This is a genomic window from Pseudomonas sp. PNPG3 (assembly GCF_023093815.1).
GTDB lineage: Bacteria > Pseudomonadota > Gammaproteobacteria > Pseudomonadales > Pseudomonadaceae > Aquipseudomonas > Aquipseudomonas asiatica.
The window spans coordinates 16,093-28,183 of record NZ_JALLKV010000038.1 but is presented as its reverse complement, the minus strand read 5'-3'; the positions used below and the strand labels follow the sequence as shown (position 1 = coordinate 28,183).

The window sequence follows — 12,091 nt, the reverse complement described above, 5'->3', positions numbered from 1 at the left end:
GTAATTTCCCACAGCCCTGCGGGGCTTAAATGAAGCCCGACCTGCGCTGGCACGTTGCTCTGTGACGCGTGCCAAATATCAACAACAGAGCGCGAGTAACGTGTCGACTTATTGATTTCAAAGGAGATATTTTCGCCTACACCTGCCCGTCCATCCTTGTGTCAGTAAAAAGAGAACAACATCAATGAACACCGTGGGATCTGATGGCAACCTTGCACAAGGTTTCAAGCCACGTCACGTAACGATGCTGTCCATCGCCGGCATCATCGGCGCCGGACTTTTCGTCGGCTCTGGCCACGCCATCGCGGCAGCCGGGCCAGCTACCATAATTTCCTATTTCGTGGCCGGGACCTTGGTGGTACTGGTCATGCGCATGCTCGGCGAAATGGCCGTGGCACACCCGGACACCGGATCGTTTTCCACCTACGCCGAGCAGGCCATCGGCCGCTGGGCCGGCTACACCATCGGTTGGCTGTACTGGTGGTTCTGGGTACTGGTAATCCCGATCGAAGCGCTGGCCGCCGGGCATGTGCTGAACGCCTGGTTCCCGCAGGTGGACAGCTGGATATTCGCCCTGGCTTCGGTGCTGCTGCTGGCTGGTACCAACCTGTTCAGCGTGGCCAAGTACGGTGAGTTCGAGTTCTGGTTCGCCATTCTCAAGGTAACGGCCATTCTCGGTTTCATCGGCCTGGGTTTCGCCGCACTTATGGGCTGGCTGCCCAATCGCGAGGTCAGTGGCCTGAGCAGCTTGATGGCCGAGCACGGCGGCTTCGCGCCGAAGGGCTGGTCGGCCGTGGTTGGTGCGTTCATCACCGTGATGTTCAGCTTCATCGGCACCGAAGCGGTGACCATCGCCGCATCCGAATCGAGCGACCCGTCGCGCAACATTGCCAAGGCCACTCGCTCGGTGATCTGGCGCATCAGTACCTTCTACATCCTGTCGATCTTCGTGATCATTTCGGTGGTGCCGTGGAACGACCCGCAGCTGGCGGTGGTGGGCTCCTACCAGCGTGCGCTGGAGATCATGAACATCCCCAACGCGGCCTTCATGGTCGACCTGGTGGTGCTAGTGGCAGTGACCAGCTGCATGAACTCTTCGATCTATATTGCCTCGCGGATGATGTACTCGCTGGCCAAGCGCGGTGACGCACCGGCCATGCTCAACAAGACCTCCAAGGTCGGTGTGCCACGCGCTGCGGTATTCGGCAGCACGCTGATCGGCGCGGCCATTGCCATCCTCAATTACTTCGCGCCGAAGGGTGTGTTCGAGTTCCTGCTGGCCAGCTCCGGTGCTATTGCCTTGCTGGTGTACATGGTCATCGCGATTTCGCAGCTGCGCATGCGTCGTCGCCTGGAGCGGGAAAACACCGAGCTGAAGTTCCGCATGTGGCTGTTCCCGTACCTGACCTGGGCGGTGATCCTGTTCATTGGCGGCGCACTGGCGGTCATGATGTTCACGCCTGAACACCGGGCAGAGGTGAGCTCGACATTGGGCCTGGCGATCGTGATTTCCTTCCTGGGGATCGTGACCACGCGGGGCAATGCGCAACCTGTGGGGGTGCGTTCGATGGGGTGATTGAGTTCACCTGGCGGTAGGGCAAAGGGCACCAGTGGATGGGTGCCCTTTGTTTTTTCAGCCTTTCATCATCTTGATGTATCTGATTGCCGCCGGCGCTTTCTCGAAGCGCCGGTGGATCAGGCTAAGCCACGAGCTGGCCTGGCAGTCGACAATACGCCGGTAGTGCACCTGCGGCAGGCTGATGCGCTGCACCACCGATTCCGGCACCACTGCGATGCCTTGGCCGAGTGACACCAGGGTGATCACCGCCACCAGGCTGCCCGGCTGAGGGCCGAGCCTCGGGACGAAACCACCTTGTGCTGCCACTTCCAGCGTGCCGGAGATCTGTTCGGGTAGGATGAAGGTTTCATTGGCCAGGCGCGAGGCCGGGATCTGCGGCACTTCATTTATCCGTGAGCTGGCGGGCAGGGCGAGGACGAAACCTTCCTGGTGCAAGGCGATAGCTTCGAGTTCCTCGGGCAGCTCCATCGGCGAGCGCACATAGGCAAGGTCAAGCAGGCCGTCGCGGACCATGCCGGGCAGTTCGGCCATGGGCAGTTCGCGAATGTTCAGGCGTACGCCGGGGCAGGTTTCGCTGTAGCGGCTGACTTGCTGCTGGAGCGTGCCCGAGTACGCGGCCGAAGCCACATAGCCCAGTTCGATGCGCCCGCTTTCGCCTCGGGCGGCCCGTTGCGCGCCCAGTTGTGCAGCATCGAACTGGCGCACGGCATGTTCGGCCTCGATCAAAAGCGCCTGGCCCGCTGCGGTGAGGTTGACCTCGCGCTGGTTGCGCTCGAACAGGCGCACGCCCAGTTCGCGCTCCATGTCCTGGATCTGCCGGCTGAGCGTGGGCGGGGCGATGCCCAGCTGTTCGGCGGCACGGGTGAAATGACCGTGGCGGGCGACGCAGAGGAAGTAGCGGAAATGGCGGATTTCCATGGGTGTTACCTGCAGGGTAATGACGCAAGCCGCCGTGGCTAACAAGCCTGGGGGCTGTTGGCGTTATGGTGAGGCCAACACTACAAGGCTGGTGGCTTGGCGGCAAAGGCTGCCTGGGAATTGCAGGGGACCGCTTTGCAGTCCATCGCAGGTACAGGTATTGCGCAATCCTCGAAGGCGGTGCGGTCCCTGTAGGAGCTGGCTTGCCTGCGATGGGCTGCAGGGCAGCCCCGGCGATTTGACCAACCAGCCCTGCATCCGGAGCCTCACCATGCCCTCTGCGAGTTTCACCCTGCTCTCCGCCTCCCTGGTCTGTGCCCTGATCATCCTCGACACCAACATCGTCGCGGTCAGCCTGCCCAGCATCGCCCGCGACCTGTCCGGCTCGTTTGCCGATATCGAATGGGTGGTCAGCGCCTACCTGCTGGCCTTTGCCGCCTGCCTGCTGCCCGCTGGCAGCCTGGCCGACCGCTTTGGTCGCCGCCGCATGCTGCTGCTCGGCCTGGCCCTGTTCGGCCTCGCCTCGCTGGCCTGTGGCGCGGCGCCCAACCTGCTGTTCCTCGACCTGGCCAGGGCAGCCAAGGGCGTTGGCGCGGCATTGCTGCTGACCTCGGCCCTGGCCGCGATCGGCAATCGCTTCCACCAACCCCAGGAACGCATGCGCGCCTGGGCCTTCTGGGGCGCCTGCATGGGCGCCACCATCACCTTTGCGCCGCTGCTGGGCGGGTTGATCGCCAGCACCCTTGGCTGGCGCTGGATCTTCTACATCAACCTGCCGTTGGTGGCAGTGCTCGCAGTGATGGTGCTGCGCAGTGTCGAAGAGTCCCGTGACAGCGCTGCGGCCCGGCTCGACCCATGGGGCAGCCTGACTTTCGCCGGCAGCCTGGGTTACCTGATCTGGGCAATGATCGATGCCAACCAGGTGGGCTGGGGCAGTGCGCAAACCCTGGGACGGCTGGTGATCAGCGCCTTCCTGTTCGGCCTGTTCGTCATGGTCGAGCGCAGCCAGGAACGGCCGATGATCGACCTGCGGCTGATGCGCAGCGGGCGCTTCGTTGGCGCCTTGCTGGGGATGTTTGCCTATGCTGCCTGCGCCCAGGTGATGATGACCCTGCTGCCACTGTACTTGCAGAACGGCCTGCAGCTGTCGGCCCTGGCCGCAGGGGCGGGCATGCTGCCGTTTGCCGTGGCCATGCTGCTGACGCCACGCCTGGGCATGCGCCTGGCTGCACACTTTAGCCCGGCGCAGGTGTTCGCGCTTGGGCTGGTGCTGGTGGGGGCGGGTAACCTGCTGTGTGCCTGGGCCACGCAGCAGGGCGGTTACGGTGCATTCGCCCTGGCCAGTCTGGTGCTGGGTGCTGGCGCCGGGCTGCTGAATGGCGATACGCAGAAGAACATCATGGCTTGCGTGCCGCGTGAGCGCACCGGAATGGCTTCGGGGCTGAGTACAACCACGCGGTTCGGGGCGATCGTGCTGGCCATCGGTGGGCTGGGTGGTGTGCTGGCTGCACGTAGTGGGCAGTTGCTGTATGAGGCCATGGCTGCCGTGGCGCCTGGGCAATCGGGCCAGGTTTCCGCGATGGCTACCCGGGTTGCCGCGGGTGATTTGCAGGCGGCGTTGGCGTTGCTGGAGCCCAGGTTGCGGGAAACGGTGGCACCCTTGGCCCGCCAGGCGTTCGTCGGGGGCTTCGAAGCCGTGTTGCAGGTCGCCGGTGTGGCGGCGCTGCTGTTCGCGATGCTGGTTGGCGTGTTGCTGAGCCGGCCGCTGCCGGCCGTGCCGGAAGTGTTGCTGGCTGAGAGGCAATCATGAAGCTGGCGGCGGGCATCACGACCTGGCGACTGGGGCGACCAGCGCTTGCTGTCACTCACGTGGTGGAAGCCGTGTTTGGGTTGAGAGACCGGTGAAGAGCAAACCGGCGCAGGGAGTATCTTTGGGAAACGCCCTATGCGGAAAAGCCTGATTCTGACTTTGTGGGCTCGCACAACCCAAAATCCAGGCACAAAAAAAGACGCCCGAGGGCGTCTTCTTCTTTGGAATTTGGTGGGCCGGGGTAATCTGAAACGATAGCCTATCTTAATGAAAAATATGAGAAAAGTTCGGTTTGATATTTGTCTGGAATACCATTTGGAATACCGGGCGGCTGGATTTGAACTCAGGATGTCGGGGCGCTGAGAAGATCCATGGCTTGGGATTTAGGTGGCAGGCTCGAAATTTGCTCAGACTGACCTCGGGCTCAGCATCTCATGCTTGGCGACGGAGGCATCGATGGCCTCTTGGACTACACGCATTCGGCGTTCTGCAAGAGCTGTTGCGGCTGCTTCGTCTTCGTAGGATAGCTCGGGCAGTTCTTCTTTTAGAAAGGTTTCCCACCGCGCGAGCTGCTTCATGCAGTGGTGCAGCTGCTTTCTGGTCTCATCAATCCGAACTTTGTCCAGCTCCTGCGTAAGCTTGCGCGCATTGCGTGTGACTTTGGCCATTTGAGCGTCGCTACGCATCACCTCTTTCTGTTCTGCGGCTGCCTGGGCGGCGACTTCGATCAAGCGCTGAATCAGCGCTGTTTCGGTTGTTTTGTGCCCTTTGGCGAGGCTTTTGAGTGTGGTCTTGGTTTCGAGTGGGAGCGTGAAGGAGCAAGTCTTTCTGCCGCCTTTGGCTAATCGATACCGCCTTTGTCTGATGGCGTTTCTCAATCGCTCGATGAGCTTTACACCTTCAGCCTCGGATTCGAGGGCATGGATCGATCTGACCAGATGGCTGAAACCACTGTCGGCAAGGAAGCTGATCTTGCCTTGCAGCGACGGAGAGCACCGGCTCGATAGGTAACTTGCTGCCCATTGCCACTCTCCTCTGTCCTTCTCGTTCAGCCAGCCTGGTGCTGCTTCGGTCTCGCTCATTTTCGAGTTTCCTTCTCCTTCGCCATATTCAGGGTGCGATCAGTCGCCTCACTACTGGACGGTGTTACATGACCTGATGGTAGGTCTGTTGATCAGAATTTTTGTAAATGTTAGCGGTCATGTTATCGACGTAGTTAACAGATACGTTACATGATATTGATAAGCTGATTTTATAGGGTATAAAACGTGATCTAAATTTCCAGTTTTTCGGTAGGTGAAATGGCTAATCTTCTGGCTTTTTATGAAGACCTAGAGGTTGGTGCAGAGTCTAGGTTTTTCCTGCAAGCCCTGATATGCCGAGAGCAGGCACTCTTGACCGCCTCGTTCAAGGTCAAACCAGTTGCGAGACTCCTCTGCTTGACGGATAGATTGGTCAGAGACGCAGTGCGGGAGTTAGCCGAAGCTGGGCTGTTAGTGGCCAAAAAACAGGCTGACAAGGTGGGTCGTCCGGGGCAGGAATATGAGGCGTCGCAATACCTCCTCGATCTGCTTGCCCAGCCAAGAGGTAGTTCGCTTACTCATCGGGACCTGGTCCTGCGTCTCTTTAATGAGCCGGAGATTTATGCCGAGGGACCTCGGCCTGAAACAGATACCGGGAGCGAGAAGGTTGCGCGCAAACAGGTATGCAAGGACGGGCGGCCGGCAGCACCTGGGGCTTGTGGACGCCTGGGGACAGCCACGAGAGTGCTTTTGGCTGCCCTTTTAACCTTTGCCGATCAGTGCGGGGTTGTGGCCGGGGTGGGGGAGGCGAAGCTTCGTGCAATGACGGGCCTGAATCCGATTGCGCTCAAACATCAGGTGAGGCGACTAGTCAGCCTGGGCTTCATACGTGTTCATGTGCCGGGTGTATCCAATGGTTTCTTCGTTGGAGCCAAGGTTCCCAGTACCTACTACCTGAACCTTGACCACACGCAGATGAGGGCGCGGCGCCCTCATTGCGCAGTGCTGGTTTACGCGGAAGCTAAGCAGTCCCGTTATGAACGGTTGACCAGCGGGCTTACGCAGCCTGATGTAGCAAGAGCTCTTCTCGCTTTGGGACCTGCTGCGCTGGATGTCCTCTATCACAAGCTGGCCGGTACACGTCGCATCTGCTGTCCCTGACATGGGGAAGGCCAGGCGAAAGGTACGGCGAAATTCCTGCTTCTCTGGAGGGCATGATTGGTCGAGAGTTAGATCAACTGAAGGTCGGTAAGCCGGGGCAGGACGAGGCTGGCTACTACTGGCCTGGAGTGCTCGATCACTTTTTTGAGGTGGCGTTTGAGTGGGCCGAGCATTTGAAGCAGAAGTTCAATGGCAAGGCATGGTCGGGGTACCAACCCCAGGTGATTAGGCTGATACCTGTGCCAAAGCCAGAAGGGCGCGATGATGCCTTGGAGGTCGTTTCTCTGATCGTCTATCCGGCTCCCGAGAATCAGAACTGCTGCATTGTGTACAAGGATGTCCGGGGCGGGTTTCTTCGTGAGTTCGACAGCGAGGCTGACCTGGATGTGTGGAACCGCTATGAGTTTGGCTTGCTAACCGAGTAGGTGACGGGGCTTCAGGTTATTTCTTACTGCTCCTGCAGATCCTCTGAACGAATATGAGGAGCCCCGTTCATGAGGATCATTCGCCTGAAAGAAGTCATCGATTCGACTGGTCTTGCCCGATCGACCATCTACAAACACATCTCGGAAGGTACCTTCCCGAAGCCGGTCTCGTTGGGCGACCGCTGTGTCGGCTGGGTCGATAGCGAGGTGCATGACTGGATCCTGGCAAGGATCGAGGAGCGGGACCTGGCAGAGGGGGCTGCGGTGCGCCCCACCGGCCACCTGAGTATGGCTAGCTAGAACTATCACCTACGCCATGACCGGCTAAGGCTGGTCATGGCGTTTATGCCGCTTGGAAAGTCCAGCGCTCTCAGCTAACTCTCCCAGGATGCGATTGGGTGAATCTCTCGGCAGGCTCGGTAATGTTGCTCCCCATTGCCAGGCCAGCCTGGGGTGATCGCTGAGTCTTGGAGCGGGATCTAGTTATATAGTTCTAGGCTATCACCGTGTCAATACTCGATAGGCTGAGTTTTTAGTAACCACACCGGCACTATCACCCTGCCTCCGGGTTAGGTCATCGGTTAATAAATACACATCCCGTACCTGGTATGCGAAACCACTCACCAGGTACAGAGCCATGACCAAACAAAACGCCAACACCCTCCAATCCCAGTCCGATATCGCAATTCGAATTGAGCGCCTCATCAACGCCATCCAGCGTACAGATAGCCAGGCCTGCCGAATCTCATATTCAAAGCATGGAGATGAACAGGTCAGAGAAACCATGCTTTCAAAATACTTCGATGGGATCGTGCAGATGGTCGCGCTGCTCGACGGAGATGTGGCGTATCAGTACAGCTGGCACTTGAGCCTTCTTCAGGAAGCCTGCCAGGCCATTGGGATTGAGCGCAGCCCCTTTGGCATCACCTGCTTGAACGAGGGTGAAACGCGCTATCTGAGCACCAGTGAGACGCTGAACGAGCTGACCAAGTGCATCCGTACACTCCTTGCCCAAAAGAGATTCAAGCGTAGGGAGCACGATCAGCGCTACCAGGCGATTCAGCAAGAGGTCGAAGTCGATCGCTACGTTGATGCCATGTTTGATCGCTACGCCCGGATCTGCGTGATCAGGGTTGATCTGTATTACCGTGCAGAGGTCCAGGCGAGGTTGCGTGTGGAGCGCGTATTCGACGATCTGAATCGGCTGATAGCTGAGCGTGAACGCAACCTAATTTTCGACCATGAAATTGGCTACATTTGCAGCGTCGAGCAAGGCGAGGACCGGGGCTATCACATCCATGCAGCGTTCTTCTTTAACGGTGCTGAAGTGAGTGCCGATATCTACAGGGCTCAGCGGATCGGTGAGCTATGGGAGCGTATTACCCGTGGTCAGGGCTACTTCCACAACTGCAACCTCGAAAAAGATAAATACCAAGACAGGCTGGGGCTTGGCCTGATCCACAGGCGGGACCTGAATGGGCGGGCTAACGTGCTTTGCGCCATGCGTTACCTGGTCAAGAATGATCAACATCTGCGGCTCAAACCGGTAGGAGCTCGTTGCTTGCGCAAGGGGCAGGCAAGGAAGGTTTCCGGGATTCCTAATCGATCCATTCCCCTGCGAGGTGCCGAACAAACATGTCGATGAGCCCAGCCTGCCGGCCGATCACCCGTTCAGCGAAACCAACCTGAACCCTGGCCTAAATGGTCGCGACATGCGCAAGGTGTCCGACACAGATGCTGGGACAGTGGCTGCACTCGCTTTGAAACGGTCATTGGAGACGATTCGCGCTGAGGCAAGTACTGTCGGCCGCATTCGGCCGCTACTGGATGCTACGGTCGGGAAGCTAGCTGAGCGTGCATCTGATGCAGAACTGGTTCGGCTGACCAAGGCTACCAACGGCTGGCGCTTCGACCGCAAGGCCGGCAGCGCCGAAATCCACGCCCGGCGCATCGGCCGTAACGAGCTGGCTGCATTGCAGTCGGTCCTAGCCTATCACGACGCGCAGATGGACTACGCCTCGAAGGACCGCAACAGCAACGGCGCGCTGGAATATGCCCAGCAGATCTTCAGCACGCCCGGCAAGCATGACGGCCTGTTCTGGGAGGACGAAGAGGGCGGCGAGATCAGCCCGCTGGGGCCGCTGTTCGGCAAGGATGTGGTGGGCGATGCCTGGTACGGCTACCACTTCCGCATCCTTGATGGCCAAGGCTCGTCGGCCCCGGGCGGCGCCTACAGCTACCTGATCGGCAACCAGATGAGCCGCGGCTTCGCCCTGGTCGCCTGGCCGGCGAAATACAACGATAGCGGTGTCATGAGCTTCATGATCAGCCACGACGACCAGGTGTTCGAGAAGGATCTGGGGCCACAGGGCGACAAGATTGCCAAGGCCATGAAACGCTTCGATCCGGATGACAGCTGGAAGAGGTGGATGTCAGCGCCAGCGAATGACGGCCGGCGCGCACCGCCGACGGCAGGCTGCGTGGAAACTATCCAGTGCTGTTCCGCGTTGGTGCGCGCCCGCATCAAAACAGGTCTTAACGCACAGGTTTAATTCATCAATTCGGCAAAATAGTGTGCAAGGTGAACAGGTAAAGTTGTGCCGATTGCCCGCAAATTTCCTGTTTTTCGCGCTTGGCAAAAGCGGCCCGCATATTGCTCCCCTAGTCGCAACGACAACCCGGAGCACCGTGCCATGAGCTCACCTACCGAATTCCCGCTTTGCGAAGCCCCGCCATCCTCGCGCAAAGGGCTGCTGCCCATTGCCATGGTGTTGTTCAGCTTTACCTTCTTCACCGGCACCATGTTCGCCGGTGGCAAGCTGGGCATGGCCTTCAACTTCGTCGACATGCTGTGGGTCGCCGCCATCGGCAACACGCTGCTGGCGTTGTACGCGGCGGCCTTGGCCTTCATCGCCTCGCGCAGCGGCTTGAACAGCGTGCTGATGGGGCGCTTCTGTTTCGGCGAGGCGGGCAGCCGGCTTTCCGACTTCATCCTGGGCTTCGCCGAACTTGGCTGGTACGCCTGGGGCACCGCGACCGTGGCGATCGTGCTGGTCAAGTTGCTGGGCCTGGCGGGTGGTTTCACCGTGCCGCTGATGGTGCTGTTCGGCCTGGGTTTCAGCATTACCGCGATCATCGGCTTCAAGGGCCTGGACCTGCTGTCGCGGGTGTCGGTGCCGCTGATGTTCGCGCTGCTGCTGGTTTCGATGTATATCGCCACCGCCGATGCCGGGGGCTTTGCCGGCCTGGCGGCGGTGGTGCCGCATGAAACCATGACCTTCTCGGCAGCGGTGACCATGGTCTTCGGCACCTTCGCCAGCGGTGCCACCCAGGCCACCAACTGGACCCGGTTGTCGAGCAGCGGGCGGGTGGCGGTGGTGGCCAGCATCGTCGCCTTCCTGCTCGGCAACGGCCTGATGGTGGTGGCCGGGGCCTGGTGCGCGATGGTCTACCAGCAGGCCGACATCGTCGAAGTGATGATGCTGCAAGGCCTGTCGTTCGCGGCGGTGGTGATGCTCTGCCTGAACCTCTGGACCATCCAGGGACCGACCATCTACAACGTCTCGGCAGCGGCCTGCCACTTGCTGCGCAGCGAGCGTCGACGCATCGCCACGCTGGTCGCGGCAGCGGTGGGCATCGTGCTGGCGATTGGCGGGATGTATGAAATGCTGATCCCGTTCCTGGTGCTGCTGGGCTCGATCATTCCGCCAGTGGGTGGGGTGATCATGGCCGACTTCTGGTACCGCCACCGCGGCAAGTACCCGGCGCTGGCCTCGGTGCAGCTGCCGCGCTACAACTTCTTGGGCCTCGGGTCCTATGCGCTGGGTGCGGTGCTGGCCTACGCCTCGCCGTGGGTCGCGCCGCTGGTGGGCATTGGCGCCTCGGCCCTGTGCTACATCGTCATGCTTGAACTGAGCGGCCGGCGCCGGGCGCTGGGCCAGGCGGGTGTCGAACCGTGAGCCTGGCGCTGGACGAAATCCTGCACCTGCCCGGCCTGCAGGACATGACCGTCCGGGCCGGCGCGCGCAACCTGCAGCGGCGGGTGCGCTGGCCGTATGTGGCCGAGAACGAAGGCATTGCCGAGTGGGTGATGGGCGGCGAGCTGGTGTTCGTCACCGGCATCAACCACCCACGCGGCGAGGCCAACCTGCTGAGCCTGGTGGAAGATGGCGACGCCGTGGGCATTGCCGGCATGGTGATCCTCACCGGCGGCACGTTCATCCACGGCATTCCGCCTGTAGTGATCGAGCGCGCCGAGCAACTGGGGCTGCCGCTGATCGAGCAGCCGTATGCGCTGAAAATGGTGGTCGTCACTCACCTGATCGGTACGGCCCTGGTGCAGATGACCCAGGTGCGGCGCTCGCGCAATGACATCCTCGGCCAGTTGCTGACCGGCGACTACCCGAGCCTGGCCATCGCTCGGCAGCGGGCCGCGCACCTTGAGCTGGCGCTGGACGAGCCACGGCGCCTGGTGACACTGCGGCTGTCTGGCGTCGATGGATTGTTCGAGCGCCATGGGCTGGCCCAGGGCGAGCGCGTGTGGCAGGGCATTCGCCAGGCGCTGGAAGATCAGCTTGAGGCCTGGTGTCGTGGCAGGCCGGGGACTGTGACCGCGCAATTGCCGGGTGACCTGTTCGTGTTGTTACTGGCCGATGCCCACGGCCTGCACGCCACCCTGGCCGCGCTGCACCGGCAGTTGGCGGGCGTGGTCGGTGAACTGGGCCTGTTCATGGGCCTGTCGCGCCTGGCCGAGGATTGCGCCCACTACCGCCAGGCGCTCAATGAAGCGCGCCAGGCCTTGGAAGTGGCGCAGAACCTGCGCCCGGCCACCGGTTTCTGCGACTTCAGCGAGTTGGGCGTGCTGCGCCTGCTGCAAGGCATCGTCGATCGCTCGCTGATCGACGACTTCGTCGCCGAAACCCTTGGCCCACTGATCGCGCCCGGCCGCAAGCACCCCCATGTGCTGGTGCATACCCTCGACGCCCTGCTCAAGGAAAACGGCAATGGCCTGAAGGCCGCCCAGCGTCTGGGCCTGCACCGCAACACCATCAACCAACGTATTCAACGTATCGAACAACTGAGTGGGCAGTCACTCGACGACCCGCTATTTCGTATGAACGCTTCGGTCGCCATGCTGGTATGGCGCATGAGCGAAGCCCAATGCAAGGAGTAACAG

At 60.6% G+C, this 12,091-nt stretch carries 10 protein-coding genes and 1 pseudogene; 9 read left to right on the top strand and 2 right to left on the bottom strand.

All coding sequences use genetic code 11. The features are described from left to right. Window positions 1-184: 184 nt before the first annotated feature. Window positions 185-1,576, top strand: a complete 1,392-nt coding sequence (gene gabP / locus MJ643_RS21325) for a GABA permease (protein ID WP_003258117.1) — start codon at window positions 185-187, stop codon at window positions 1,574-1,576. Between the two features lie 57 nt (window positions 1,577-1,633). Here gabP and MJ643_RS21320 read toward each other — a convergent pair whose 3' ends face one another. Further along, entirely contained in the window at window positions 1,634-2,497 is an 864-nt protein-coding gene (locus MJ643_RS21320; protein ID WP_013974309.1) for a LysR family transcriptional regulator, read from the bottom strand. A gap of 271 nt (window positions 2,498-2,768) precedes the next feature. On the opposite strand from MJ643_RS21320, the gene MJ643_RS21315 reads away from it, so the two are divergent. Then, on the top strand, window positions 2,769-4,307 hold the full coding sequence (locus MJ643_RS21315) for an MFS transporter (RefSeq protein WP_013974308.1): 1,539 nt from the start codon (window positions 2,769-2,771) through the stop codon (window positions 4,305-4,307). A gap of 407 nt (window positions 4,308-4,714) precedes the next feature. On the opposite strand, the gene MJ643_RS21310 is transcribed toward MJ643_RS21315, so the two are convergent. Beyond that, window positions 4,715-5,389 carry a hypothetical protein gene (locus tag MJ643_RS21310; protein ID WP_208209482.1) on the bottom strand — a complete coding sequence of 225 codons (675 nt, stop codon included), beginning with the start codon at window positions 5,387-5,389 and terminating at the stop codon, window positions 4,715-4,717. Between the two features lie 219 nt (window positions 5,390-5,608). Here MJ643_RS21310 and MJ643_RS21305 point away from each other — a divergent pair, with 219 nt between their 5' ends. The 7 genes and pseudogenes from MJ643_RS21305 (at window position 5,609) to MJ643_RS21275 (ending at window position 12,088) form a co-directional block, all read left to right on the top strand. Further along, window positions 5,609-6,490, top strand: a complete 882-nt coding sequence (locus tag MJ643_RS21305) for a hypothetical protein (RefSeq protein ID WP_208209481.1) — start codon at window positions 5,609-5,611, stop codon at window positions 6,488-6,490. 53 nt (window positions 6,491-6,543) lie between these two features. Beyond that, window positions 6,544-6,915, top strand: coding sequence for a hypothetical protein (locus MJ643_RS21300; RefSeq protein WP_023101491.1), 372 nt, complete (start codon window positions 6,544-6,546; stop codon window positions 6,913-6,915). Between the two features lie 69 nt (window positions 6,916-6,984). Next, entirely contained in the window at window positions 6,985-7,215 is a 231-nt protein-coding gene (locus MJ643_RS21295; protein ID WP_009683504.1) for an AlpA family transcriptional regulator, read from the top strand. A 337-nt stretch (window positions 7,216-7,552) separates the two neighbouring features. Further along, window positions 7,553-8,560, top strand: coding sequence for an inovirus-type Gp2 protein (locus MJ643_RS21290; protein WP_009683505.1), 1,008 nt, complete (start codon window positions 7,553-7,555; stop codon window positions 8,558-8,560). 229 nt (window positions 8,561-8,789) lie between these two features. After that, window positions 8,790-9,338, top strand: a pseudogene (locus tag MJ643_RS21285) (DUF2950 family protein); the annotation flags it as partial. Window positions 9,339-9,608: 270 nt separating this feature from the next. Continuing rightward, the gene (codB, locus tag MJ643_RS21280) at window positions 9,609-10,874 is read left to right on the top strand and encodes a cytosine permease (protein WP_023101490.1); all 1,266 of its coding nucleotides are present in this window, start codon (window positions 9,609-9,611) and stop codon (window positions 10,872-10,874) included. After that, window positions 10,871-12,088 carry a PucR family transcriptional regulator gene (locus MJ643_RS21275; protein ID WP_023101489.1) on the top strand — a complete coding sequence of 406 codons (1,218 nt, stop codon included), beginning with the start codon at window positions 10,871-10,873 and terminating at the stop codon, window positions 12,086-12,088. The genes codB and MJ643_RS21275 overlap by 4 nt, the downstream gene beginning before the upstream one ends. Window positions 12,089-12,091: the final 3 nt, after the last annotated feature.